This window comes from Bacillus cereus group sp. MG16 (assembly GCF_040459875.1).
Classification (GTDB): domain Bacteria; phylum Bacillota; class Bacilli; order Bacillales; family Bacillaceae_G; genus Bacillus_A; species Bacillus_A paranthracis.
In genome coordinates this window covers 766,115-791,106 of the sequence record NZ_JARVHE010000001.1, presented here as the reverse complement: position 1 = coordinate 791,106, position 24,992 = coordinate 766,115, and the positions used below count along the sequence as shown (strand labels likewise).

Below are 24,992 nucleotides of genomic sequence, written 5' to 3'. Positions count from 1 at the left end.
AGATGTTTCCCTCTCTTTACATAGCTATTTTAAAGGAATAATTCCTTCTTTCTGTTTTTAATCAATCTACCAAACAAAAAACCAAGTACGTACGAGCACTCGGTCCGTTTCTTTCAAGTATAAGATGTACCATTTTGATAAAAACTACATACAGCATTAAACATTCCATGACGAAACAGCTTTTTCTCTTACTTTTCTAAGAAGAGAAAAACAATCGAAAGGATGATCCGTTCATGCCAATTAATCAACAACATCAATTAGAAGTGCTGAAAGATATTTTAGTCAATCACCAAAGTGATTGTTGCGGGACAGTTTCTGAATGCGAGCAATTAGAGCGTCTCGTTCAATCGTTACTCGCAAACGATAATATAAGTAGTGACGCTAAAGCAATGCTAAACGATGTATATTCTTATAGTCAATCGGGTAAATCTTCCTCTAATTTGGACAACCACATTTCCAATAATCAAGAACAACTTACTCAGTGGATTGCTGGAATGGACAATTTTTCTTAAGTATTACTCTGAAGCAAGTAGTTGCTGTAAATATTGATGCCAATATTCAGCTTCTGCTTGCTGTTTTTTTGTTGTATGCCATTGAATAGACAAAATCGTTTGTGCTATCACATACCATCTCATACGTTTAAGCAGCGATTCATCCATTTCAATATCATAGTAACCGAGCCACTCACTCCATTCTTGGCGCGGAATGTACCAATATAATAACATACCGAGGTCTAGAGCTGGGTCAGCAATTACGGCTCCATCCCAATCAATTAAAAACAACTCATCTTCATCCGACAATAGCCAATTGTTATGGTTTACATCACAATGGCATACAACGAATTCGTTGTATTCAATATCTTTTAATGAATCCATTAAATATTGAAGACCTTGCTGGATTGTTTCCTCATCCCTTATATCTCCTCTTAAAACGAGTTGCAGCTGTTGTAATAACTCTTGTGCGTGAAGCGGCTGCTTCCCAAGTCTTTGAATCATCTGCACGAGTGCTTTAGAGGAGTGTATTTTCTTCAAAAGTTTCGCAACACGTTCTAGTTTCATATCCTCTGGCTCTAGCTTCTGTCCCGGAAGCCATTTTTGAGCAGAAATTACATCACCGTTCGTTACCCTTCTTGTCCAAAGTAATTTTGGAACAATTCCTTCTGCTGACAATACCGCTAAAAAGGGCGATGTATTCCGCTTTAAAAATAACTTCTGTTGTCCGTTTTGCGCAATATATGCATCGCCCGTTACTCCACCAGCCGGTACAAGACTCCACTCTTTTCCTAATAATTGTTCCAACCATTCCATATTCATTACCCGTTAACAAATCCTTATCTTTTATAGTTATGAAAAGAAAAACCGCAACATTTCTACACATGTTGTGGATTCATATATATTTTACTGTAAATGAAAAGAAAACTTGGCATAAGCCAAAAATTCTCTATTTTATTTTACAAAACCAGCCATAGAATGACAACTTATCAAAATCGTCACCTTTGTCAATTCTACATTTATTACATTCTCATCGTCAAGTAGCGATTTGTCACATTATCGTCAATATATACGTGCTAATCGGAGCGAGCCTAAGTTCCTTTCCTCTAAATGAAGAAATTGGCTCTATTTTCGCTTGCTTTTCGTTTACTAACACATGCCACGTTTCTTCTTTCGGCAGTTGCACCGTTTTCTCTTCTAAACTGCTATTAAATAAAACGACAATTTCTTTCCACAGTCCAAACGACTCTACATTTTCTAAATGATATGCAAGTACTTCTGGGGATGTTTGCAAAAAAGTCATATGCTTTTTTATAAGGTCTGCATTTTGTAACCGGAATGCTCCGTGCTCTTTACGAATCGCAATTAAACCTTTTATATAGTTAACGGTCTCTATTTCTTTCTCTTTTCGATCCCAATCTAATTGATTAATTTCATCATTTGCATTATAACTATTTTCATTTCCTTGCTTCGTACGATAAAACTCTTGCCCAGCATGTAAAAAAGGGATGCCTTGCGACAGAATCACCATTGCAGTTGCTAGCACGTGACGTTTTTTCAAAATCTCTTCCGACTCTTCATTACTGCGCATAAGTTTATCCCACATCGTCATATTGTCATGACATTCTACATAGTTAATGCTTTGCACAGGCTCTAGAAACAAACCTGTTTCTTTCATACTCAAAAGGCTTCCTGATGCAATATACTGCAAATGATTACAGTCTACATACCCACCAAATGCAAAACCACGTTTATTTATATGAAAGGTACTCCCTTTTATCCCATCACGAAATTGATCATTAAATTGCGCAATATGCGGCATTTTCTTTGCGTTATTTAACGTTGCTTTTTCCTCTAGAGGAAGTGGTGTTTGTAAATCCCATCCTTCTCCTAATAGCAGTGCATCTCGCTTTATGTTTCGCACTTCTTTTTCTATTATATTTATTGTATCAACATCTAAAATTCCCATTAAGTCGAACCGAAATCCATCAACATTGTACTCTGTAAGCCAATATAAAATAGACTCTACAATGAATTTCCTCATCATTTTCCGTTCAGATGCTATGTCATTTCCGACTCCCGTCCCATTAGAAGGCATGCCATTTTCACCATGACGAAAATAATATCCTGGGACAAGCTTTTCAAATGATGAGAGCTCTCTTTCATACACATGATTATATACAACATCTATAATCACTCTAATGCCGTGCTCATGAAATGTTTCAATCAGCTGTTTACACTCTACGATCCTGTTATAAGGATCAAATGGGTTTGTAGCATAAAATCCCGTTGGCGCATTGTAATATAATGGATTGTACCCCCAATTATATGCAGAGGAAGGGTTTGCCTCATCTACACCACCGAAACAATATAAGGGTAATAGTTCAACATGTGTAACACCTAAATCCTTTATATGAGACAAACCTGTTAACGTCCCATTTCGCCCTGTCGTTCCTTCTTCCATTAGTCCCTTATATGTTCCTTTTTTACTCACTCCACTGCCCGGATGAATAGTAGCATCACGAATATGCAGTTCATACAATATGGCATCTGTCATTGCTTGTAAAGGTGGTAATTGCCCTCGCTTTGTTACATTCGTCTTTTCCAAATCAATAACAACGCCGTACTTCCCATTTACAGTCACTGATTTTGCATAAGGATCCACAGCCTCGTTCCATATTAAATTAATACAAACAAGAAATGTATACTTTTCACCGGCTAAATCGCCGTGCAATGTATGAGCCCAAACTCCATTTTCTTCTCTGTACATTTCGTAATCTGTATATTCTTTATCACTTTTATAAATTCTTACTTTCGCAAGCCTCGCAGTTGGAGCCCATACTTTAAATGTAGTTGCTTCCTTTTGGTGTACTGCCCCTAAATCTGTACCTTCGTAATAATACTTCTCATCGAAAATCGCTGTTCTTATGACAGCACCTATTTGTAAATCTGTTTCTTCATTCCGTTCATCTCGTACTGTATAATACTTCCCCACATCTAGCGGCTCTTCTATAAAGCACTCATACTTCGTTGCATCCGGAAGCGCAATTGTATGAGCAATCGGTAAATCTTTCACGTTACTTCCTTCTTGCAAACGAAATGTCCGACTTGTTCCATACGCATGTGGGAGCAAAATTGTAATTTTATTCATTTCATCTAAATAGGCATCAAATGGACGTTTTACTTTCAACATAAAAAAATCACCATCATTCTTAAAGTTAAAATGAAACGAGCTGCAAATGATAAGGCTTTTCTTATCAGCGAAGCCCTATACAGTAACACATTATTCTTTATAGTATATTCACCTGTATAAAAAACGTTTTCATACATTCTATTTTCGTAATTTTATTTCAGCAATTGCTTTATATTTCGGTGTCTCCTTTACGTGAGATTCGTATAAAGTAATCGTATCCGCTTGAAATGATATTTCAGGCACTTCCTTTATATGTTCTAAATTAAACTTTTCTTCCCCTACCCATTTACGAGCAACAGTAATATGCGGATGATATGGGCGCGTTTCTAAAGAAAATCCATTCTCTTCACACATAACGTGTACTTGCTTTTGCAATTGAAACAAATCTTGACTTTCGCTTACCTTTGCCCAAAAAATACGCGGCCTGTCTTCCATACCAAACGTTGAAAATCCTTGTAATGTGAACGATAGTTCTTTCATTTGTATAAGTGTTTGTAATCCATTCTTTATTCCTTCTAATTGTTCCTCTGTCGCACTACCTAAAAACGAAAGGGTAACATGATAGTCTTCTTTATGTACCCATGAACGAAATGGTAATTCCTCTTGCATTTCCTCTTTATAGTTAGACAGCACTTCTTTTATATGATTTGGTAACGTAATCGCGACAAAATAATGCAGTTCCATGTACATCTTCTCCTTCTTTCTATTGTTGCTTTTCTTTCTTATCTCATTCCATTAAAAAGAATCCAACTTCCCTACAAGTCTAACCAAGTTCAGGTCGCGTTAATAGATGAAATGATATCGACATTTCGACAAGGAACATCTGCTTACCAACAAACGACACGTAATAGAAAACCGTCCCAAAGTATGTATCGGGACGGTCTTTTATTATTTATATATCCATTACTTCGCTAATTCATAAATTGCTTGCGCGTAAATTGCTGTTGCCTTTAATAAGTCTTCAATTTCAATATACTCATCTTTTTGATGTGCAAGTTCTTCTTTTCCAGGGAACAATGGGCCAAATGCAACACCAGCTTTTAACGAACGGGCGTAAGTACCACCGCCAATTGCTAATAGTTCTGCTTTTTCACCTGTTTGTTCTTCATATACGCGCTGCAACGTACGAATTAATACGTGGTCTTTATCAACGTGATGCGGACGAGAGTTTGAATAATCAGCTACTTCAAATCCATGAGTACCCACATATTCTTTTAACTTTGCAATCATTTCTTCAAAGTTAGTCGTAACTGGGTAACGTACGTTTAATCCTAAATTGCCACCATTTTCTTTCGTATAAGAAAGACGACCAACATTCACTGTTAACGGACCACTAACCTCATCTTTATAAGCGATAGTAGCCTTTTCACCATAAATATCACCAATAAATGTTGCTGCTACAAATGTCGCAAACGAAGCCCCTTTTCCATCAAGAGCAACTTTCGTTAAGAAGTTTGCCAGTAATAAACCTGCATTTTCTCCTTTTTCAGGAGTAGATCCGTGAGCTGAAACCCCTTTAATTTGCAACGTTACTGTATTACCTTCTACAATTGCTTCACCTATTTTTTTAGCAGTTTGTAAATACTCTTCATATGCTACTGTAAGTGCACTTACATCCTCTCCTGTAACAACCGCTTCTGCAAAATCAGGAACCATATTTAAACGGCGACCTGACTCAAATGAAACAAGTTCATATGTACCTTTCTTCTCTTCACTACCATTTTGCACAACTTGTATATCAGAAATTCCTTTTTCTGCATTAATAATTGGAAAGTCCGCGTCTGGTGCAAAACCGATTGTTGGCATTTCTTCGTTTTTAAAGTAGTGATCTACACATTTCCAATTGCTTTCCTCATCTGTTCCTAAAATCATACGAACGCGTTTTGAAAGAGGTAAACCTAATTCTTTCACAATTTTCATCGCATAGTAAGCTGCCATCGTTGGGCCTTTATCGTCAATTGCACCACGTGCAAAAATCTTTCCATCGCGAATATCTGCACTATATGCAGGAGTCGTCCAACCATCTCCTTCTGGTACAACGTCAACGTGACAAAGAATACCTACTAATTCTTCTCCTTGTCCCATTTCAAGATGACCTGCATACCCTTCTAAATTTTTAGAAGTAAAACCTTCCGTTTCTCCTTTATGTAACATGAAAGATAAAGCTTTTTCTACACCTTCACCGAACGGTGCGCCCTCTTTTGCCGACTCTTCTTCCCATACACTTTTAATTTGTAAAAATTGTTGTGTATCACGAATTAAATCATCTTTTCGTTTTGCAACTTCTTCTGTCCAATTAATTGCTGACATCACGCATCCATCCTTCACTATATTATTTCTTTCATCATAACAAACCGAAATCTCTTATGCCATACACGAAAACCAAATACCGAACAATTGTAATATTTCAGATATTTCTTATTAGTTTTTCTTTTATTTTTTCAAAAAAATTTGCAGGAATTTGGCGTTTTACGTAGAATTTTATGTGTTAGTTGACTGACCATATATACAATGTCAACTACCAATATTTTTCTATATGAATATTTGTTAAATTTCTGTAAAATTTAAGTAGATTAAAGCATGAATTTTATCATGTAGAGTACAATGGTAGTAACGACCTTCTTTCCTGAATGGGGTCAAAAAAACTAGTAGAGGAGTGGTTTTCTCTTGAAACCTACAACTACTCGTATGCTAACACGCATTAAATCAATTTATATGTACATCAATGAAAACGGAACGGTAACGACGAAAGACCTTGTAGATGAGTTCGGGATCACACCGCGAACGATACAACGTGATCTAAATGTGTTGCAGTTTAATGAACTCGTGTATAGCCCTTGCCGCGGTAAGTGGACAACAACAGGAAAGAAAGTGAGAATGACCTCATAACGAAAAATAATTGTATGTAAATAAATACATACCCCTTTCTAACTCATTAGAAAGGGGTCTTTTCTGCGCCTAAAAATAGCACTATTTCTCAGTATCTACTTGATATGTTTTTAACATCTCTACTTCTTCATCTGTTAACTCTCGGTATTGTCCAAGTTCTAGCTCTTCATCTAACACTAACGGTCCCATCTCTGTTCTCTTTAAGTAGACTACTTTTTTCCCTACCGCTTCAAACATACGCTTTACTTGATGGAACTTTCCTTCTGTAATGACAAGCTCGATTTCAGAAATATCGTCGCTTTTTAATATTGTAAGTGCACCTGGCTTTGTCTCATAGCCATCATCTAAAATAACACCTTTAGCAAACTCTTTTACATCCTCTTCCGTTACTACTCCTGCAACGTGTGCATAATATTTTTTCGGCACATGCTTTTTCGGAGATAACAATTGATGTGATAACTTCCCGTCATTTGTTATTAATAAGAAACCTTCTGTATCAATATCAAGTCTTCCCACTGGGAACGGATTAAAAATCGCATCTTCTAACTCTAATAAATCTATTACCGTTTCATGATTATCATCTTCTGTCGCTGAAATAACGCCTTGTGGTTTATGCATCATTAAGTAGACAAACTCTTTATATTCCACGACTTCACCGTGAATCATAACTTCTTGTTCTTCTACATTTACATGAACCTTTGCATCTTTCACCGGTATTCCATCAATTTTCACAACGCCGTCTTTCAATAATTTCTTTACTTCTTTTCTACTTCCATATCCCATATTTGCTAATAATTTATCTAATCTCACGTTTTTCACCTTCTTTATTTATCATAGAAAAGGGGACGTAATTACGCCCCTTTTGATTTCAACTTTATTTTGAATCTATTGCCAAGTTTACGTTGTATCTTCTCTAATGCTTCTCCGCCAAATACTCTTTCAAGTACTCCTGTGCGAATTGCTAACAATCCGTAAACGAGACCGCCAAGACCTGCACAAATCGCAACTGTAATAAGAGCGCCAACTCGGCCATCCGGCGAAATCATGAAGGATAGAATCCATTGTGATAGTTTTACGACCACAACCATTACAAATGTTAATACTGCAATTTGGAACGTTCTCTTATATACAACACCGAATGAATAGTGTGCGTATTTTTTAATTTGTTGATTTGTGTACCAAACAGAAGCTAAGAAACCAACAGCTGTTGCTAGAATCGCCCCTACTGTACCGAAATAACGAATAAAGATTACGTTACATACAAATTTCAAAATAACACCCATTATAAGTGCGATAATCGCATGCTTTTGTTGGTTAATACCTTGCAAAATTGCCGCTGTTACTGTAAATAAAGCAAATAACAACGCAACCGGTGCATACCACATTAATACTTGTCCACCTAATGGATCTGAATCGTAAAATGCAGTATAAATCGGATAGGCAAGTGATGAAATACCGACAACCGCTGGCAATGTTAAGAACATATTTGCCTGGAATGTTTGTGTAATTTGTAACTTTAAATAACGGTATTGCTTTTCAGTAAATGATTTTGTAATCGCTGGTACGAGCGTTAAACTAAACGCTGTCGCAAGTGATACAGGAATCATAATTAATTTATGCGTCCACATTGTGAAAATACCGAGCGCTCGCTCTGCAATATCACCTTGGCCAATCGCTTGCATAATTGAGTTAAATGTCAATGTATCAATTTGTTGATATAAAGGAATTGTTAACCCAATTACAACGTAAGGAATCGCATATGCAAATAATTCTTTAAATAATTGAACAGTACTCACTGTCGATTCTGGTACAGTTTGTTCAATTAAATATTGATCCAAATGTTTTTTACGTTTTAGCCAGTACCAAATGAGTACACCGAGCGCTCCAACTGCTGAAACGAATGCAGCAAATGTCGCTACCCCAACTGCTGTTGCAACTGTACCACCAAGTACTTTAATAACGATAAAACTACCCGCTAATAAAAAGACGATACGAATAATTTGTTCAATAATTTGCGAAACAGTAGTTGGTCCCATCGATTGGTGACCTTGGAAATAACCACGAATTAAACTTGCTGCCGGCACAACAATAAGCGCAAAACTTACAAGACGAATAATCGTCGTAACTTCTCCTATATTACTGTGTACACTTTGTTTACCAAGCATTGCTTCTGCAAACAACGGCGCCGTCATGTACAGTACTAGGAATGAAAGAACTCCTGTTACTATCATCATAACCATTCCCGAGCGGAACATTCTCCGGCTCGTTTTATAATCGCCAAGCGCATTATATTTGGAAACGAATTTTGAAACAGCAAGCGGCACCCCTGCCGTTGCAATACTTAAAAAGATCGTATATGGAATGTATCCATATGTATAGAGCGTTCCGCCTTCTGTCCCTACTAATGCATGAAACGGAAAGACGTAAATCATGCCTAAGAACTTCACTAAAAATGTCCCTAACGTAACGATAAGCGTTCCGCGCAGAAATTTCGAATCGGACATACAAAAATCCTCCTACATCTACATAAAGTGAAACTTTAATCAGTGGGGTGTTCTTCCCTACTGATTATTAGCCCCCACCAATCGGGCATTTACGGGCAGTTAATCTCCCACTGAACTTTAAGGCGGGAGTCTTACTGCCCGCAAATAGCGGGGTAAAGTGAAACTATAATAAATTGAACTATTCGAGCATTCGAGAACTATTAGACTTCCCCTAACTCATAAGGTTTTAGTCCTATGGCCCACAAATAGCAGGATAGTGCTGAACTCTAACTTTTGTATTGTACCACAATTCTCTCCTTAAGCAGTACTTCACTCTATTTTTCTTTTAAGGGAAAACATGCTATTCTTTTAGGCAGGAAATGTAGAAAATGAGGTCGATATATTATGCATTATGATGTTATTGTCATCGGCGGTGGGCCTTCTGGGCTAATGGCTGCAATCGGTGCTGCAGAAGAAGGCGCAAGCGTCTTACTTCTTGATAAAGGAAATAAACTAGGGCGTAAACTTGCGATTTCTGGTGGCGGCCGCTGTAACGTAACGAACCGTCTACCACTTGATGAGATCGTTAAACATATACCAGGAAATGGCCGCTTCTTATACAGCGCTTTTTCTATTTTTAATAATGAAGATATTATTACATTCTTCGAAAATCTCGGTGTAAAACTGAAAGAAGAGGATCATGGCCGCATGTTCCCTGTTTCAAATAAAGCGCAATCGGTAGTAGACGCACTTTTAACACGATTAAAAGATTTAGGTGTAAAGATCCGCACGAATACACCTGTTGAAACGATTGAATATGAAAATGGTCAAACGAAAGCAGTCGTACTAAAGACTGGCGAAGTGCTAGAAACAAATCACGTCGTTATCGCTGTCGGCGGAAAATCAGTTCCGCAAACCGGTTCTACTGGAGACGGATATGCTTGGGCAGAAAAAGCAGGTCATACAATTACAGAATTATTCCCAACAGAAGTACCAATCCTTTCAAACGAACCATTTATTCGAGACCGTTCACTGCAAGGACTTGCTTTACGAGACGTAAACTTAAGTGTATTAAACCCGAAAGGAAAGGCTATCATTTCTCACAAAATGGACATGCTCTTCACTCACTTCGGTTTATCTGGTCCTGCTGCTCTTCGCTGTAGTCAATTCGTTGTAAAAGCACTGAAAAAGTTCAAAACGAATACAGTGCAAATGAGCATCGATGCATTGCCAGAAGAAAATAGTGAACAACTATTCCAGCGCATGCTGAAACAAATGAAAGAAGATCCGAAAAAAGGAATTAAAAACGTGTTAAAAGGTTATGTACCTGAGCGTTACTTCCTATTCTTATTAGAAAAAAATGAAATTGACGGTAGCGAACAAGCTGGCCAAGTTTCTCATGAGAAGATTCGTGCACTTGTGAAAGACTTTAAAGAATTTACTGTAAATGTAAATGGTACGCAGTCCATTGAAAAAGCATTCGTTACTGGCGGCGGTGTATCCGTTAAAGAAATTAACCCGAAAGAAATGTCTTCTAAATTCACGAACGGCTTATATTTCTGCGGGGAAGTTCTTGATATTCACGGTTATACTGGTGGCTATAACATTACATCTGCTCTCGTTACTGGTAGAATTGCCGGAACGACAGCTGGAGAAAACGCAAAAATGCAATATTAAACTGAGAAACAGGGATTCCTGTTTCTTTTTTTATAGGTACATGAAATTATATCGGCGATTCTGTAAATATATCAGCGATTCTACTACTTATATCGGCGATTCTGTAAATATATCAGCGATTCTGCTACTTATATCGGCGATTTCTCAAATATATCGACTTACCGACAATAAGCGACAAATATACACTCCCCCAAACTTCCCATTGCTTTTTTGTTGCTTTATTTACCTTAGTACCTTTATATTTTATATTGTTGAATATTTGAAAAAGGGTAAGGGGAAAACATATGAGAAAAAAAGTCATGATGTCTTTAATGCTAATGACGTTTCTTTCTGCGGTAGAAGGAACGATTGTTAGTACAGCAATCCCTCGTATAACGAGTGATTTATCCGGCGTTGAACTTGTTAGCTGGGTTTACGCAATTTACATGCTTGCCACAGCGGTTTCAACTCCAATATACGGAAAGCTAGCTGATTTATTTGGCCGTAAAAAAGTTTTACTTATTGGAGCTACAATCTTTTTAGTCGGTTCTGCACTTTGCGGCGTCGTTACATCGATGGAACAATTAATCTTCTTCCGCGCTCTTCAAGGTATCGGTGCTGGTGCTGTTATGCCGATCACAATGACGATTATTGGAGACTTATATAGCGAAGCGAAAGACCGCGCGAAAGCACAAGGCTGGATGAGTGCCGTTTGGGGTGTATCTGGTGTTATCGGACCGTTAGCCGGCGGATTTTTAGTTGATTCTCTTTCTTGGCGTTATATTTTCTTCTTAAACGTTCCATTTGGAATTATTGCCTGCTTAATGATTGCCATTTACTACAAAGAATCTATTAAGCCTGCTAAACACCATATCGACTATCTTGGTGCAACAGTATTCTCACTAAGTACGATTGCTCTACTATACGCATTATTAACAGGTAGCAGTAAGCAAAACTGGGGAGACATAACAATTATCGGCCTATTAATCTTCGCTGTCGTTTCATTCATTATTTTCTTATTCATCGAGAAAAAATCTCCGGAACCATTAATTCCGCTAGCACTTTTCTCTAACCGTACATTATCTACGATTAATATATTAACGCTTATTGCTGGCGCAATGATTATTAGTATTACAATGTACCTTCCAATTTGGAGCCAAGGAGTATTAGGAAAAAATGCGACAGAAGCTGGACTTATTTTAATGCCAATCCCTGTTATGTGGACATTTGGAGCTATTTTCTCTGGTAACTTAGTAGGAAAATTAAAAACGAAACAAATCATTTTACTTGGGGCTAGCATTTTATCAGTCGCTACGTTCTTATTATTTACATTATCAACACATTCACCATCGTTCCTTATTTATGTGGCAGTCGGATTATTCGGCTTAGGAATGGGGCTTGTGACACCGATTTACATGGTAACAATTCAAGCAGCCGTACCAGCTCATACACGCGGAACAGCCGTTGGTTTAAACACATTTATTAATACATTTAGCCAAACGTTAGGTGCGGCAATATTCGGTACAATCTTCAATACGATGATTCACGCACGTGGTATTAAAAACCTTGATCTTGTATCTGGCGGACATGGAGGTACTACAACAAACGTAGTAACTGAATCGCAATCCGCATTAGCATCAAGTGTACACGTCATTTATATGAGCACTTTCGTATTAGCAGTATGTACATTAATTATCGCTTGGCTTTTATTGAAGCCCGCTACACAAACGAGTGAGCAATAGTAAAAAGGATGACCATTTTGGTCATCCTTTTTTTATTCTTCCTTCTCCACAATATGTTTCAACATGGACAATTTATTATCCCAAAAACGTTCATAATACGAGAGCCACTGTTGTAATTCCTCTAATGGTTCTGGATGCAAGCAATATATCTTCTCTCTTCCGCTTTTTCTTCCACTTACTAAATTCGCTTCTGAAAGAATATGAAGGTGCTTTACAACCGCAGTACGACTCATCGGAAAATGATCCGTTATTTTGGAAATCGGTAACTCTTTATCACTTAATAACCGTATTACTTCTCGGCGGGTTGGATCAGCAATTGCTTGAAACACATCATATTTCGCTGCCGATGAGGACACTTAGCCTTCGACAACCTTTTTCAGTTTTTCATTTACAATCGCTACCCAGCCTCCGCTCATTCTGTCGCGAATAATAGAGCTCTTCGCATTCGCTTTCGGAAGAATTTCATCAGGGTGTTTCCAGCCGCCGTGAATTAACGTAAATTCTGTTTTATTATCTCCTAGGTCTTTCAGATGAAATGAAACAACCCAGCCATCTGTATCCCATGAGAAAGATAGGTGATTTGGCTCATCGATTTCTAACACTTTACATGGTGATGGTCCAAATGGTGATTGTACATGAAATTCATGTCCTACCTCTAATACAAAATCATTTGGCATAAACCATGAGGCAATCCCTTCTGCAGTTGATACTACATTCCAAACCTTTTGAATAGACGCGTTAAAAACGATCGTTTGTTTAATGTCAGTTAATGTATTTTGTTGTTCCATTTCCATTCTCCTTTATTCGGCAATCAAATATAACACCTTTTGGTTACACTTTGATAATATAACACCTTTTAGTTTCATGTCAACGCTAACTCTTTTTTACTGTTGAGAAATTCTCAACATTTTTTCAACAGGACAAACACCCTCCGAGCATTTCCTCATAATATACTCACAAAGGCAACAAAAAATAAAAACTTCTCTCAACATGAAACTCCATCATTCATCTTGGAAGAAGTGCCTTACGTATATCATGCGTATTTCGTCTCTCCTCCTTCCCTCAGGGACACTACGCGAGATATGAAAAATCAGAAGGAATATGCCCACCATTTGAGTAGGTAGTTATTTCTCTTCTCCTCAACATTTCCTTAGGAGCGAAATGACTACCGACTCACTTTTTTCAAACAAAAATAAAAAGGGGTTGAACGCTATGTTCTATTGCATTAACTGCTCTGACATTCACCATGAAAAACATCCGAATGATAAAGTATTCAAAAACGGGTTTTATATTGATCCATTTTTAGGTGATCGTTATCACCTTGGTATGTGTAAAGATGCCCAAAATCATCAGACAGGGGAGCCTCTTTTAACTACAAAACAATTAGGCACAACCCAATCTATTATGAACGTATTACCGACACATGTTGTCCCAACATAAAGCATAAAAAAGAGCTGGCTCACCCAGCTCTTTTTTATGCTTTATAAACGATCATTGCTGAAAAACAATAAATTTGGTTTTCGTCATCATTAATAGAAACACCGACTTGGTACTTAATATCTACAAAGTTACTATCATCAATCTTTTTCAAAAAAACATTTACAGCGTCTTCTAAGTCTTTTTCGTGACTTTCATCAAACACTTTTACACGAATCATGTTAACACCATCCTAGATCGCAGCCCTCCGCCGCTTGATTATTGCCACGGTGCGTATCTATGATGCGATAAAACTTTCCGTCTTCATATATATATCCGTCTTCTAACACATATTGTTTACCTTCAGTATAGACATAAAACTTACCTATCATAAATTTACTCGTATATAATTCCAAATAATCTGGCCTAAATTTAGCTACAACTTTATTTGTAATATCAATTTTTATTGTGCGCCCCACCTTCTCTCCCTCCTTTGCAAAGAACGGATTTAGGTATATTGTATTAGCGATTTTACATTTTATGCTTAAAAATAAGTGGATATGCCTCCTTTCTCCGCCTGTACTATTTTTCTAACAAAATCATCAATAAATAAAAGCAAAAAAATATATATAAAAGGAACTTTTACTTATTGACTCAAATATAATTATTATGGTATTATATAAAATTTGACATTTTCATTCGCTTATGCTATCATTAAAGATAGTTACCACATATGGAGGTGGATGATTTGTTTCAAATTGGTGATAAAATCGTTTATCCAATGAACGGCGCAGGAGTCATCGAAGCCATTGAAGAGAAAGAAATATTAGGAACAACACGTCAATATTGTGTAATACGTATCATTAGTAAAGATATGCAAGTAATGCTTCCGATGGATCAATTACAAAAATCAGGTATTCGTTATATCGTAGATAAAGGTACGTTAGATGATATACTTCTTGAATTTCAAAACGGGGAATCAGATACATCACTTTCCTGGAAACAAAGATATACAATGAATATGGAAAAAATGAAAAACGGCAATCTGCAAGATAGTGCAGAAGTTGTTCGAGATTTACTTCGCCGCAATAAAGAGAGAGCTTTAAATGCGAGCGAAAAACAAATGCTAGATAACGCCCGAAAAATGATGATTAGTGAAGTTGCACTCGTGCAAAATGTTTCTGAACATCAAGCAACAGAATATCTTCAAGACACTATTAATCACTAAATTTAAAATAGCTGGCCGCTATTTTTTTTGTGTAAAAAAAGGACGAAGAGTTTTTTCTCTTCGTCCTTTTCTATTACCCACGTCCAGCTTGAAACGATGGATATAACGTCATTCCGCCATCTGCAAATAACGTAATTCCAGTTACATAACTCGCCTCTGAGGAAGCGAGCCATGTTGCGACTGCTGCAATTTCTTCCGGTTTTCCAATGTAGCCCATCGGTATCATACTTTCTACGTCAGCACGTTTTTTAGGATCAGCAAACTTCTCTGCATTGATCGGCGTATTAATTGCACCTGGCCCTATATTATTTACTCGAATACCTTTTGGTGCATATTCTAACGCTAACGTTTCTGTCATCAGTTTAATACCACCCTTACTTGCTGCATAGTGCACAAATAAGGGCCACGGAATTTTCTCATGAACACTCGACATATTAATGACAGATCCTTTAATATCATGTTCTACAAAATATTTAATCGCTTCACGGCTTCCTAAAAAAGCACCTGTTAAATTTGTGTTAATTACCCTATTCCAATCTTCAAGCGGCATTTCATGCGATGGTACCGCATTTTCTATCCCTGCATTATTAATCATAACGTCAAGCGTACCAAACTCTTTTACAGCAGATTGAATGAGATTCGCCACATCTGATTCGACCGTCACATCACCTTTTACAGCAATCGCTTCTCCGCCTACCTTTTTAATTTCTTCTAACACATCATTCGCTTCTGACTCCCGTGAGCGATAATTAATCACTACCTTTGCTTTCTCCGCAGCAAACCTTACTCCCATTGCTCTTCCAAGACCACTTGCTGATCCTGTAATAACGACAACCTTTCCTTCTAAATCACTATACATTTCCATACCTCCTTTAACTTTTTGCTATACCTAGCATAATTCCGGCTGCAATAATAAAAACGATACCGACAACAATACCCGTTAATTGACGTTTCGTTTTTCTTTCACCTAATATAAGAATCCCGCCAAGTGTCGAAATAATAATCCCCATTTGCGATAACGAGAAACTTGTTGCCACTCCAACACGCGGCTGTGAAATGAATAAAAACATATTTCCAGCTGCCCAAATTAATCCTGGAATAATATTTCGTATTGCATATTTATTAAATGGATGATGTTTAAAAGTAAGCAAAATCCCCCCTAACACCATACCAACTGCTTGTGGCAACAAAGCTGACCAACCATCTACTTTAAATAGTCTAATCACTACTACATAAACTAAATAACCGACTGTTGAAATCAATAAAATGATAATGCCTTTTTTAAAATTCCCCGCTTGCTCTGCACTCTTTTCTTCTTCACTTTGAAGCGATGTTAAAATAACACCGATAATAATACAAACGAGGGCCAAAACACCAAGGACAACTGATATTGTCGTGGACCACTCATGAAATACGATGACTCCAAATAAAGTCGTCGCAACTAATTGAAGTCCTGTTGAAATCGGCATCGTCCTCGAAACGCCCATTAAATCAATACTTTTTAATTGATTCGCCTGACCAAGCGCCCAAAATAAACCTGACACAATACCAACTCCAATAACAGTAGGAGTCAATACTGGTTTCATAAAAATATAAACAACAATCGAGAAAATAAGCGCGCCAAGCGTTGTTCCGAGTGTTTGACTATACGGCCCCCCGCCCAGTTTTACGTTAAATAGCACAATACTTCCCCAAAATATAGCTGGTAAAATCGCTAAAAATATATCCATCGCTCATTACCTTTCTTTACTAAATGTCATAGGTTATCACTCTGAATCAGTAGAGTGAGCTTTTATTTTTTCTTTTTCCCTTTCACAAACCTTTTCTGCAATAGCACCAGAAACATTCTTTTCTCGCTCCACTTTCTTTATCTTTACGTGATCTAAATAATCTTCCAAAGTAAGCGTAACTTTATCATTCGGCGGATTATGTGCTCCTTGAAATGTAAGAAATTGTAGCGTCACTTCATATCTAGGAACGAACTCGCCATTCTTGCCGAGACGCTTTATATTTATAACTGAAGCACATTCATATTGGTCTTCTGTCACTTGTCTTATCACAGAATAATATCGATTTAATAGCGCACTTTCTAAAAGTTGTTCATTCGATTCTTTTGCCAAAGAATAACTTGGCAAAAAGGAAAAGATAGAACATATCATTGTTAGCATTACACATATTTTTTTCATAACGCCCTCCTTGTTCTATACGTTAGTGTTCTCAAAAACGCCATAAAAAAACGACTTTCCCTACATAGGAAAGTCGTTTTAATGAATCCAATATTAACCACCGCTCACTGGTGGGATTAGTGCAACAACATCACCAGATTGAATCGTATCATCTTCATTTGCATATTCTTCATTAATCGCAACCATAATTGGTTCTGTGACTGGTACATTATATTCTTTTGCAACAACATCTTTTAACTCTGCAACCGTAATACTTTCTTTCTCTATTTGTAATTCACTTCTTCCTGCTTCTTCTTGTAAGTTCGCAAATAACAATACTCGAATCATACTTATAGCTCCTTCCCAGGCTCTCCCGCCGGATATGGCGTTTTTTCTAATTGATCGCCAATCCAAGAGTCTCCATCTTCCCAAAACTCCTTTTTCCAAATCGGAACAATTTGTTTTATGCGTTCCATAATGTATTCATTTGCTTCATAAGCCGCTTTACGATGCGGCGTTGAAACAGCCACAACAACCGCAATATCAGAAATTTGCAGTGTACCGATGCGATGTGTAATCGCAACGTGTGTACCTGGCCATTTCTCTTTCACTTCTGATCCGATTTTCTCTAGCATCTTTTCTGCCATCGTTTTATAAGCGACATATTCTAAGTATAATGTACGACGCCCTTTCGTAAACTCTCTAACCGTTCCAATAAATGTTGTAACAGCACCACATTCGCGGCGAATAACCTTATTCGCTACCTCTTCAACCAAAATTTCTGTATCAATTATTTCATAATACGTATGTGTCATTTCGCACTCCTTACCGTTTGTAAAAACCAGTCTATATACAACTCTTCTGCTGTTATATGAAATACTTTATATTCTTCTCGTAAGTTTGCAGGAGCATCATACCACGTAATAACTGCTACTATATTCTCTACTTTATGTAAAAGCTCAACATCTTCCGCAGAACGAAGTAACACCACTTTTGGATAGCTCTCTTTTTTATAGCCCTCAATTAAAATTGTATCCACTTCAAAAAACTCGTATAAACGGATAATTTCTTGCAAGGACCATTCCTCTCTTAATGACGACAATGAAAGTAATCCAGCACCTTCTACACTACTTACGACAGCACCGGCCTTTCTATGCCTTTCACTATCTTTTTGCGCTACTTCTGGAAACCCTCCATGCCCGTGATGTTTAATCGTAGCAACTTTCATTTCGCTTTCAGTTAATACATGTACAATTTTCTCAACAAGTGTTGTTTTCCCGCTATTTTGATACCCTACTATTTGTAAGATTGAAGGGGCTTTGCCCATGGCCAATCACATCCCTCAGCGTGCTCTAACAATAATACAGACACTTTCATCCCTGCCTCAAAGCCTCTCGTTCCTCCAGGCAACACAATAAAAGCATTCGCATCTGCAAGTGAAGATACCGCACTCGATTTATCTAAACCGACCGGCATCGCTTGTAATGCCCCGTCCACGATTGTCACCTTTGCTCTTACAAAACGAGTAAACGGATTCGGCTTTGGAAAATCTTTTTGTAAAATAGCATCTGCTCTATATACGTGAGGTTCTTTCGCATTCAAATATGTTTTTATAACTGGATGCACAAATAACTCAAATCCTACGTAACAAGCTGACGGATTCCCTGATAAACCGAAAAGTAACTTTCCATCAACTTCAGCTACGGTCGTTACACTTCCTGGTCTCATCGCTATTTTATTAAAGAGTACATTCGCCTGTAGCCTTTCATAAATAGCCGGTAAGTAGTCATAATCTCCTACCGACACACCGCCTGTCGTAATTAAAATATCAACTTCATCCATCGCTGATTGAACAGCTGTAAAACATGCATCTAACTCGTCGGCAAGTTGGCCATAATACCGAATTTTACCTCCGGCTTTCATAATTTGAGCAGCAATCATATAAGAGTTACTATTTCTAATTTTCCCCGGCTGTAATGACTCATGTACTTCTAACAATTCACTTCCTGTCGTCACAATACCAACAACAGGCTGTTTTACAACTTTCACAGTACTATATCCAAACGTCGCTAATAAGGCCGCAACACCTGGATTGATTGCAACACCTTTCTGAACGAGAACTTGATTTTGTTTTATATCTTCCCCTTTAAATGACACATTGTCGCCACTATGAAAAGGACGCTTTAACTTCATATATGTTTTTCCGTTCTTCTCAAAGCCTTCCGTCAGTTCTAGCATTACGACTGCATTACAATCCGCTGGAATAGCTGCTCCTGTCATAATACGAACCGCCTGAAAAGATCCTACTGTATCTAGAAAAACAGACCCCGCTCCGATTTCTCCTATTACTTCAAACTCAATTGCATTCTCTTGATTTGCTTCTTTCGTATCTTCCGCTCGAATTGCGAAACCATCATAAGGAGAACGATCAAAATGAGGAACGTCATGATCAGAGACAACATCCTCCCCAAGAATTCTCCCGTAACTTTCCGTAATAGAAACTTCTTCTACTTCACCAATTTTCGCATATTCCATTACTCTCTCTACTGCCTCAGCAACTTGAATCGGAATTCGTTTTTCTACCATCGTTTCTCACCCCATATTTGCAATTTTTTTTATCTCGATTAAACTTTATATATTAAATAGAAATTACTTCAAGGAGGAATTCCATGTCTTCATTCACACACTTTAATGACCAAGGACGCGCGAAAATGGTTGATATAAGCGACAAAAAAGCAACCGTTCGAACAGCAATTGCGTGCTCTAGCATTGTCGTTACAAAAGAAATTTACGATAAAATCTCTCATAATGAAATCGGGAAAGGTGACGTATTAGCAGTTGCACAAATCGCTGGTATTATGGCTGCAAAACGCACTTCTGATATTATCCCAATGTGCCATCCTTTATTATTAAAAGGTGTTGACGTTTCTTTCGATTGGAAACAATCCGATGAACAATATCGATTACTGATTGAAGTAAAAGTTAAAACAGAAGGTAGCACCGGTGTTGAGATGGAAGCTTTAACAGCTGCTTCCGCTACCGCTCTTACCGTGTACGATATGTGTAAAGCTGTTGATAAAGGTATGATTATTGGCGAAACGTACTTACTTGAAAAAACAGGTGGAAAAAGTGGAGATTATGCGAGAAAGTCTTAACCTTCTCCCTGTTGAACCTAAAGGACTTCCCTTTAGGTTCAACCTATATATCTTGCATATAAACGTTTTGCTACATTTATATCATTCGTCCCATGAATAAAAGCTCTGCCATCTGTAAATAAAACAAAACGAAATTCCTCTACCAGAAACGATACTAAATACGGAGTAGCCTTTACATCCACACTTCTTTGTAAGCGCTTTTTAATTTCTTCTAAATTAAATTCATTCCGCACACCTGGACGAATTTGTACTGTATTTCGTCCACATAACACTTCTGTTTTCGTCTGTGCTTCAAATGTTAAACTCGGATATGTACGTAATCTTCCGCAAGATAAACACGTTTCTCTTTTCTGTCTATTCACTTTAAATGCCATCTGTTGATTATTCCAAAGATCAAACGATAACATCGTTTCGCGAAGCGCCCCATAGTCTTCTACTAATATTTTCAACGCTTCTGTTATTTGATGCGCAACTACTAATTGCACCGCCGGCTGTATAATACCAGCCGTATCACATGTTGCTCCGCTTGCTGGATGCTCCATTAAACAGCGGAAACACGGTGTTTTTCCTGGTACAATTGTATACGTTACTCCGTAGCTTCCGACACAACCACCATATATCCATGGAATATTATACTTTTGTGAAATATCATTAATAAGAAGACGCGTTTCAAAATTATCTGTTGCATCTAATATTAAATCTACATCCTTCACTAACTCTTCCATTTCTTGCACTGTTACATCAGTCACAACTGGATTTATTTCCACCTCAGAATTAATCGCTTTTAAATGCTCTGCCGCTGCTACCGCCTTCGGTTTATACTGCTTTGCATCTTCTTCTGTATATAACTGTTGCCTTTGTAAATTGCTCCATTCTACATAATCACGATCCGCAATTGTTATTTTTCCCACACCTGCTCTAACAATCGCTTCTGCATTTGCTGCGCCAAGAGCTCCCGCACCAATAATAAGCACATGCTTCTCTCTAATTTTTCTCTGCCCTTCTTCTCCAACACCAGCAAATAATATTTGTCTTGAATATCGCTCCTGCATACGATAGCCTCCCTTCTTATCCCCCTATATAAGACATTTCAATTTTCGGACGATTTTTCGCACTTTCTTCTGTCCGTTCATCCGAATACCTATCTTTTCTATTCATCCATACATCTTGTATAACGCTTACTAACTCCTCATCCGAAAGATTTCCTCTAAGAAGTTCCCTTATGTCTAGTCCTTCTGTTGCAAATAAGCAAGTATAAAACTTTCCATCTGCTGAAATTCTCGCTCTCGTACAAGAGGAACAAAAGGACTCAGAAACAGAAGTAATAAAACCGACTTCGGTATTTGTTCCAACGTAACGATATCGCTTCGCAACTTCACCAAAATAATGCGCTTCAGCTGGCTCAAGCGGATACACGCGATGAATCATCTCAATTAACTCTCGCTTCGTAACAACTTGATCAAAGTTCCATCCATTTGTACTACCAACATCCATAAACTCAATAAACCTAAGCGGGATTCCTTGCTCTTTAAAATACGCAGCCATCGGAAGTACTTGATGATCATTCATCCCTTTTTTCACAACCATATTTACCTTTACATCAAGCCCGGCTTCTTTTGCAGCCATAATTCCCTTTATAACAGGTTTCGTATTAATATTTCGGCCATTAATAGCCTTAAATACATCATCATCTATTGCATCCAAACTAACATTTACTCTATGTAATCCAGCTTCTTTTAATACTTTTGCTTGCTTCGTTAAATGAATTGCATTGGTCGTTAACCCTATATCTAACAGCCCGTCAATTTTCACGAGACGTGCAATAAGTTTTGTTAAATCTTTACGAAGTAGTGGCTCGCCACCAGTAAGTCTAATTTTTCGTACACCGATGCTAACAAATAGTTTTGCTAAACGCTCAATTTCATCAAACGTCAGTAAAAACTCATCTTTTAAAAAAGCATAATCTGGCCCAAACACTTCCGCTGGCATACAATATGTACATCTAAAATTGCAACGATCAATGACAGATATACGTAAATCTTGAAGTGGGCGTCCCAAAAAATCTGTAACCATCTCCTGCATCGCCACCCTCCCTTTCTGCCAAATTTCTCTCTTTTCATTCTATTATAATATATTTTCGAACTGCGATGTTTTTGCTCTAACAAATAAAAAGCCTTGAAGCATAAAAGTTTCAAGGCTCTCCTCTTATTAACTCAATCGAATAATCGTTAGAGTAGCTCCTGGCGTTGCCGTAGATAATGTAGCCAACGCAACTACTCCAAATAATTGTAAGCTAACAGTAGCTCCAGCAGGCAAGTTAGCAATGATTGTTGCACTAAATGAACCAGTAGCCACTGTCGGAGCATTTATCGTTCCCGCAAGCGGACTGCCATTTACAGTTATACGGGAACTTACAAGTAAACCTGCTGTTAAATTAATTGTATAGGCTATATAATAATTCCCTGCATTCGCAACTGTAAATACAGTATTTCCACCACTAACGGTTATTCCTGGGCCAATATTTTGATTGTTCGGTAACGGAATATTCGTGCCACCTAACAAAACAGAAATAACACTTCCTGATGTATTATTCGCGAATGCATATGTTGCAGTTGTACTAACTCCAGTCGCCCCGGTCGCTCCAGTGGCTCCAGCTCCGGTTGGACCTGTATCTCCAGTTGGACCTTGTGAACCGGTTGCTCCGGTTGCCCCAGTTGGACCTTGAATTCCTTGCGGGCCTTGAATTCCTTGGGGACCTGTTGCTCCGGTTGCTCCGGTAGCTCCCGTTGGACCTTGAATTCCTTGCGGGCCTTGAATTCCTTGGGGACCTTGTGGGCCGGTCGGACCTATGTCACCTTGCGGACCTTGGATTCCCTGTGGGCCTTGTGCTCCGGTTGCCCCCGTCGTTCCTTGGATTCCTTGAGGACCTTGTGGACCTTGAATTCCTTGTGAGCCGGTTGGACCTATATCGCCTTGTGGGCCTTGAATTCCTTGTGGACCTTGTGCTCCGGTTGCCCCCGTTACTCCTTGGATTCCTTGGGGACCTTGAATACCCTGTGGACCGGTTGGACCTATATCGCCTTGAACACCTTGGATTCCTTGCGGACCCTGTAAACCCGTCACTCCGGTTGCTCCCGTTGCTCCGGTCGCTCCTGTCACTCCAGTTGAGCCTGTCGCCCCGTTATCTCCTGTTACTCCTGTCGCACCTGTTGCTCCGGTCGGGCCAGGTGGCCCACCTGATGGACCTGTCACTCCCGCCGGACCTGATGGCCCCGTTGGGCCGGTCGGTCCTGCTGGTCCTCCTGACGGGCCAGTCACCCCTGTTGGACCGGTTACTCCTGTTGGACCGGTAGTTCCCTCTCCCGTCGCTCCGGTTGCCCCCGTATCTCCTGTTGCTCCCGTCGGACCTTGGATTCCTTGTATTCCTTGTGGACCTTGCACTCCTTGTTCGCCCGTCGCTCCTTGAATTCCTTGTACTCCTTGCACTCCTTGTGGCCCCACCGGACCGGTTGGACCAATCGTTCCTTGTACTCCTTGCACTCCTTGGGGACCCTCTGGACCCGTTGCTCCTATTTCCCCTTGTATCCCTTGAATTCCAGTTGCTCCTTGTGCTCCAGTTGCTCCCGTTATCCCTTGCACACCTTGTATTCCCTGTATTCCTTGAGAACCTTGTGGACCGGTTGCTCCTATCGGTCCTTGAATGCCTTGTATTCCCTGAGGACCCTCTGGACCCGTTGCTCCAACTGGCCCTTGAACACCTTGTATTCCTTGCGGGCCCTGAAGTCCCTCTGGGCCTTCTGGACCTGTTGGACCTATCTCTCCTTGTATCCCTTGGATTCCAGTTGGACCTTGTGGCCCAGTCGGACCTATGTCACCTTGCTGACCTTGGATTCCCTGTGGGCCTTGTGCTCCTGTTCCCCCTGTCGCTCCTTGGATTCCTTGAGAACCTTGTGAGCCTTGAATTCCTTGTGGGCCGGTTGGACCTATGTCACCTTGTGGGCCTTGAATCCCTTGCGGACCTTGATCTCCTGTTGCCCCCGTTACTCCTTGAATTCCTTGCGGACCTTGAACACCTTGGGGACCCGTCGGGCCTATCTCTCCTTGCACTCCTTGAATTCCTTGAGATCCCTCAGGTCCTGTCGCTCCAATTGGCCCCTGTAATCCTTGTATTCCCTGTATTCCTTGTGCCCCAGTCGCTCCAGTTGGACCAATCGACCCTTGTAACCCTTGTACTCCTTGAGATCCTGTCGCTCCGGTTTCTCCCTGTGGTCCTCTCAATCCTTGTGGCCCCTGCTGTCCTTCTGATCCCGTTGCACCTATTGGTCCAACCGCTCCTTGTATACCTTGCACACCTTGAGGCCCTGTTGGCCCCCTTTCTCCCATCGGACCTTGAAATCCTCTTGGTCCTTGTGGGCCAGTCGCGCCTTGTGGACCGGTTGGACCAGTAATCCCAATACCAGTAAATCCCGTTGGAACGGGAGGAAAAGTGGGCCCAATAAGTTCTGGTGAAATTCTAAAATTAGGGTTTAACGAATGTTGTTGCCTTTTATTATCGCGCTCTCTCACACTTTCAC

27 protein-coding genes are annotated in these 24,992 nt (G+C 39.1%); 7 read left to right on the top strand and 20 right to left on the bottom strand.

Going from position 1 to position 24,992, the window contains the following annotated elements:
• Positions 1-233 precede the first annotated feature (233 nt).
• Positions 234-512, top strand: coding sequence for a YtzH-like family protein (locus tag QCI73_RS04060; protein WP_327922335.1), 279 nt, complete (start codon positions 234-236; stop codon positions 510-512).
• Positions 513-515: 3 nt separating this feature from the next.
• Here the strand turns inward: QCI73_RS04060 and QCI73_RS04055 are convergent, their stop codons facing one another.
• The 4 genes from QCI73_RS04055 to pepV all read right to left on the bottom strand — a co-directional run bounded on the left by QCI73_RS04055 (position 516) and on the right by pepV (position 5,994).
• Positions 516-1,313, bottom strand: coding sequence for a phosphotransferase family protein (locus tag QCI73_RS04055; RefSeq protein WP_001055736.1), 798 nt, complete (start codon positions 1,311-1,313; stop codon positions 516-518).
• A gap of 229 nt (positions 1,314-1,542) precedes the next feature.
• On the bottom strand, positions 1,543-3,684 hold the full coding sequence (pulA, locus tag QCI73_RS04050; RefSeq protein ID WP_353822547.1) for a type I pullulanase: 2,142 nt from the start codon (positions 3,682-3,684) through the stop codon (positions 1,543-1,545).
• A gap of 138 nt (positions 3,685-3,822) precedes the next feature.
• On the bottom strand, positions 3,823-4,368 hold the full coding sequence (gene thpR / locus QCI73_RS04045) for an RNA 2',3'-cyclic phosphodiesterase (RefSeq protein WP_353822546.1): 546 nt from the start codon (positions 4,366-4,368) through the stop codon (positions 3,823-3,825).
• Between the two features lie 219 nt (positions 4,369-4,587).
• Complete coding sequence (gene pepV, locus QCI73_RS04040; protein WP_074540367.1) at positions 4,588-5,994, bottom strand: dipeptidase PepV; 1,407 nt, start codon at positions 5,992-5,994, stop codon at positions 4,588-4,590.
• Between the two features lie 357 nt (positions 5,995-6,351).
• On the opposite strand from pepV, the gene QCI73_RS04035 reads away from it, so the two are divergent.
• Positions 6,352-6,573 (top strand): DeoR family transcriptional regulator, encoded by a 222-nt coding sequence (locus QCI73_RS04035; RefSeq protein WP_000805512.1) that lies wholly within the window; start codon positions 6,352-6,354, stop codon positions 6,571-6,573.
• A gap of 81 nt (positions 6,574-6,654) precedes the next feature.
• On the opposite strand, the gene QCI73_RS04030 is transcribed toward QCI73_RS04035, so the two are convergent.
• Complete coding sequence (locus QCI73_RS04030; protein WP_001234931.1) at positions 6,655-7,383, bottom strand: pseudouridine synthase; 729 nt, start codon at positions 7,381-7,383, stop codon at positions 6,655-6,657.
• Positions 7,384-7,424: 41 nt separating this feature from the next.
• Entirely contained in the window at positions 7,425-9,077 is a 1,653-nt protein-coding gene (locus QCI73_RS04025; protein WP_001284047.1) for a putative polysaccharide biosynthesis protein, read from the bottom strand.
• Between the two features lie 384 nt (positions 9,078-9,461).
• On the opposite strand from QCI73_RS04025, the gene QCI73_RS04020 reads away from it, so the two are divergent.
• Both QCI73_RS04020 and QCI73_RS04015 read left to right on the top strand, forming a co-directional pair.
• The gene (locus tag QCI73_RS04020) at positions 9,462-10,733 is read left to right on the top strand and encodes a BaiN/RdsA family NAD(P)/FAD-dependent oxidoreductase (RefSeq protein WP_000558878.1); all 1,272 of its coding nucleotides are present in this window, start codon (positions 9,462-9,464) and stop codon (positions 10,731-10,733) included.
• Positions 10,734-11,017: 284 nt separating this feature from the next.
• Positions 11,018-12,454: an MDR family MFS transporter gene (locus tag QCI73_RS04015; protein ID WP_353822545.1), complete on the top strand. Its 1,437-nt coding sequence runs from the start codon at positions 11,018-11,020 to the stop codon at positions 12,452-12,454.
• A 32-nt stretch (positions 12,455-12,486) separates the two neighbouring features.
• Here the strand turns inward: QCI73_RS04015 and QCI73_RS04010 are convergent, their stop codons facing one another.
• Positions 12,487-12,810: an ArsR/SmtB family transcription factor gene (locus QCI73_RS04010; protein ID WP_353822544.1), complete on the bottom strand. Its 324-nt coding sequence runs from the start codon at positions 12,808-12,810 to the stop codon at positions 12,487-12,489.
• Complete coding sequence (locus QCI73_RS04005) at positions 12,811-13,242, bottom strand: SRPBCC family protein (protein WP_000437775.1); 432 nt, start codon at positions 13,240-13,242, stop codon at positions 12,811-12,813.
• A 424-nt stretch (positions 13,243-13,666) separates the two neighbouring features.
• Between QCI73_RS04005 and QCI73_RS04000 the strand changes: the two genes are divergently transcribed.
• The gene (locus QCI73_RS04000) at positions 13,667-13,894 is read left to right on the top strand and encodes a DUF3973 domain-containing protein (protein ID WP_000498992.1); all 228 of its coding nucleotides are present in this window, start codon (positions 13,667-13,669) and stop codon (positions 13,892-13,894) included.
• A gap of 34 nt (positions 13,895-13,928) precedes the next feature.
• Here the strand turns inward: QCI73_RS04000 and QCI73_RS03995 are convergent, their stop codons facing one another.
• Both QCI73_RS03995 and QCI73_RS03990 read right to left on the bottom strand, forming a co-directional pair.
• Entirely contained in the window at positions 13,929-14,111 is a 183-nt protein-coding gene (locus QCI73_RS03995) for a sporulation protein Cse60 (protein WP_000621751.1), read from the bottom strand.
• A 1-nt stretch (position 14,112) separates the two neighbouring features.
• Positions 14,113-14,349: a DUF2553 family protein gene (locus QCI73_RS03990; RefSeq protein WP_000533800.1), complete on the bottom strand. Its 237-nt coding sequence runs from the start codon at positions 14,347-14,349 to the stop codon at positions 14,113-14,115.
• A 254-nt stretch (positions 14,350-14,603) separates the two neighbouring features.
• Between QCI73_RS03990 and QCI73_RS03985 the strand changes: the two genes are divergently transcribed.
• Entirely contained in the window at positions 14,604-15,098 is a 495-nt protein-coding gene (locus QCI73_RS03985; RefSeq protein WP_001993652.1) for a CarD family transcriptional regulator, read from the top strand.
• A 73-nt stretch (positions 15,099-15,171) separates the two neighbouring features.
• Here QCI73_RS03985 and QCI73_RS03980 read toward each other — a convergent pair whose 3' ends face one another.
• The 7 genes from QCI73_RS03980 to moeA form a co-directional block, all read right to left on the bottom strand.
• Entirely contained in the window at positions 15,172-15,957 is a 786-nt protein-coding gene (locus QCI73_RS03980; RefSeq protein ID WP_000286684.1) for a glucose 1-dehydrogenase, read from the bottom strand.
• A 13-nt stretch (positions 15,958-15,970) separates the two neighbouring features.
• Positions 15,971-16,828, bottom strand: a complete 858-nt coding sequence (glcU, locus tag QCI73_RS03975; protein ID WP_071743045.1) for a glucose uptake protein GlcU — start codon at positions 16,826-16,828, stop codon at positions 15,971-15,973.
• A 36-nt stretch (positions 16,829-16,864) separates the two neighbouring features.
• The gene (locus QCI73_RS03970) at positions 16,865-17,284 is read right to left on the bottom strand and encodes a DUF3888 domain-containing protein (RefSeq protein WP_262724635.1); all 420 of its coding nucleotides are present in this window, start codon (positions 17,282-17,284) and stop codon (positions 16,865-16,867) included.
• A gap of 93 nt (positions 17,285-17,377) precedes the next feature.
• Positions 17,378-17,611 (bottom strand): molybdopterin converting factor subunit 1, encoded by a 234-nt coding sequence (gene moaD / locus QCI73_RS03965; RefSeq protein WP_000621793.1) that lies wholly within the window; start codon positions 17,609-17,611, stop codon positions 17,378-17,380.
• 2 nt (positions 17,612-17,613) lie between these two features.
• Positions 17,614-18,078, bottom strand: a complete 465-nt coding sequence (gene moaE / locus QCI73_RS03960) for a molybdopterin synthase catalytic subunit MoaE (RefSeq protein ID WP_353822543.1) — start codon at positions 18,076-18,078, stop codon at positions 17,614-17,616.
• Positions 18,075-18,590, bottom strand: coding sequence for a molybdopterin-guanine dinucleotide biosynthesis protein B (gene mobB, locus QCI73_RS03955; protein ID WP_353822542.1), 516 nt, complete (start codon positions 18,588-18,590; stop codon positions 18,075-18,077). The genes moaE and mobB overlap by 4 nt, the downstream gene beginning before the upstream one ends.
• Positions 18,560-19,849, bottom strand: coding sequence for a molybdopterin molybdotransferase MoeA (moeA, locus tag QCI73_RS03950; protein ID WP_353822541.1), 1,290 nt, complete (start codon positions 19,847-19,849; stop codon positions 18,560-18,562). Before moeA ends, mobB begins: the two co-directional genes overlap by 31 nt.
• 83 nt (positions 19,850-19,932) lie before the next feature.
• Here moeA and moaC point away from each other — a divergent pair, with 83 nt between their 5' ends.
• Positions 19,933-20,418, top strand: coding sequence for a cyclic pyranopterin monophosphate synthase MoaC (gene moaC / locus QCI73_RS03945; RefSeq protein WP_000094140.1), 486 nt, complete (start codon positions 19,933-19,935; stop codon positions 20,416-20,418).
• 38 nt (positions 20,419-20,456) lie between these two features.
• Here the strand turns inward: moaC and QCI73_RS03940 are convergent, their stop codons facing one another.
• The 3 genes from QCI73_RS03940 to QCI73_RS03930 form a co-directional block, all read right to left on the bottom strand.
• The gene (locus QCI73_RS03940) at positions 20,457-21,470 is read right to left on the bottom strand and encodes a molybdopterin-synthase adenylyltransferase MoeB (RefSeq protein WP_262724638.1); all 1,014 of its coding nucleotides are present in this window, start codon (positions 21,468-21,470) and stop codon (positions 20,457-20,459) included.
• A 16-nt stretch (positions 21,471-21,486) separates the two neighbouring features.
• On the bottom strand, positions 21,487-22,500 hold the full coding sequence (moaA, locus tag QCI73_RS03935; RefSeq protein ID WP_262724639.1) for a GTP 3',8-cyclase MoaA: 1,014 nt from the start codon (positions 22,498-22,500) through the stop codon (positions 21,487-21,489).
• Positions 22,501-22,626: 126 nt separating this feature from the next.
• Positions 22,627-24,984, bottom strand: coding sequence for a BclA C-terminal domain-containing protein (locus QCI73_RS03930; protein WP_353822540.1), 2,358 nt, complete (start codon positions 24,982-24,984; stop codon positions 22,627-22,629).
• Between the last annotated feature and the right edge of the window lie 8 nt (positions 24,985-24,992).

Bases quoted from the DNA above. Each gene is read 5' to 3' on its own strand.
- QCI73_RS04060 (WP_327922335.1), top strand. From the start codon at position 234: ATGCCAATTAATCAACAACATCAATTAGAAGTGCTGAAAGATATTTTA.
- QCI73_RS04055 (WP_001055736.1), bottom strand. From the start codon at position 1,313: ATGAATATGGAATGGTTGGAACAATTATTAGGAAAAGAGTGGAGTCTT.
- pulA (WP_353822547.1), bottom strand. From the start codon at position 3,684: ATGTTGAAAGTAAAACGTCCATTTGATGCCTATTTAGATGAAATGAAT.
- thpR (WP_353822546.1), bottom strand. From the start codon at position 4,368: ATGGAACTGCATTATTTTGTCGCGATTACGTTACCAAATCATATAAAA.
- pepV (WP_074540367.1), bottom strand. From the start codon at position 5,994: ATGTCAGCAATTAATTGGACAGAAGAAGTTGCAAAACGAAAAGATGAT.
- QCI73_RS04025 (WP_001284047.1), bottom strand. From the start codon at position 9,077: ATGTCCGATTCGAAATTTCTGCGCGGAACGCTTATCGTTACGTTAGGG.
- QCI73_RS04020 (WP_000558878.1), top strand. From the start codon at position 9,462: ATGCATTATGATGTTATTGTCATCGGCGGTGGGCCTTCTGGGCTAATG.
- QCI73_RS04015 (WP_353822545.1), top strand. From the start codon at position 11,018: ATGAGAAAAAAAGTCATGATGTCTTTAATGCTAATGACGTTTCTTTCT.
- QCI73_RS04005 (WP_000437775.1), bottom strand. From the start codon at position 13,242: ATGGAACAACAAAATACATTAACTGACATTAAACAAACGATCGTTTTT.
- QCI73_RS04000 (WP_000498992.1), top strand. From the start codon at position 13,667: ATGTTCTATTGCATTAACTGCTCTGACATTCACCATGAAAAACATCCG.
- QCI73_RS03995 (WP_000621751.1), bottom strand. From the start codon at position 14,111: ATGATTCGTGTAAAAGTGTTTGATGAAAGTCACGAAAAAGACTTAGAA.
- QCI73_RS03985 (WP_001993652.1), top strand. From the start codon at position 14,604: ATGGAGGTGGATGATTTGTTTCAAATTGGTGATAAAATCGTTTATCCA.
- QCI73_RS03980 (WP_000286684.1), bottom strand. From the start codon at position 15,957: ATGTATAGTGATTTAGAAGGAAAGGTTGTCGTTATTACAGGATCAGCA.
- glcU (WP_071743045.1), bottom strand. From the start codon at position 16,828: ATGGATATATTTTTAGCGATTTTACCAGCTATATTTTGGGGAAGTATT.
- QCI73_RS03970 (WP_262724635.1), bottom strand. From the start codon at position 17,284: ATGAAAAAAATATGTGTAATGCTAACAATGATATGTTCTATCTTTTCC.
- moaD (WP_000621793.1), bottom strand. From the start codon at position 17,611: ATGATTCGAGTATTGTTATTTGCGAACTTACAAGAAGAAGCAGGAAGA.
- moaE (WP_353822543.1), bottom strand. From the start codon at position 18,078: ATGACACATACGTATTATGAAATAATTGATACAGAAATTTTGGTTGAA.
- mobB (WP_353822542.1), bottom strand. From the start codon at position 18,590: ATGGGCAAAGCCCCTTCAATCTTACAAATAGTAGGGTATCAAAATAGC.
- moeA (WP_353822541.1), bottom strand. From the start codon at position 19,849: ATGGTAGAAAAACGAATTCCGATTCAAGTTGCTGAGGCAGTAGAGAGA.
- moaC (WP_000094140.1), top strand. From the start codon at position 19,933: ATGTCTTCATTCACACACTTTAATGACCAAGGACGCGCGAAAATGGTT.
- QCI73_RS03940 (WP_262724638.1), bottom strand. From the start codon at position 21,470: ATGCAGGAGCGATATTCAAGACAAATATTATTTGCTGGTGTTGGAGAA.
- moaA (WP_262724639.1), bottom strand. From the start codon at position 22,500: ATGCAGGAGATGGTTACAGATTTTTTGGGACGCCCACTTCAAGATTTA.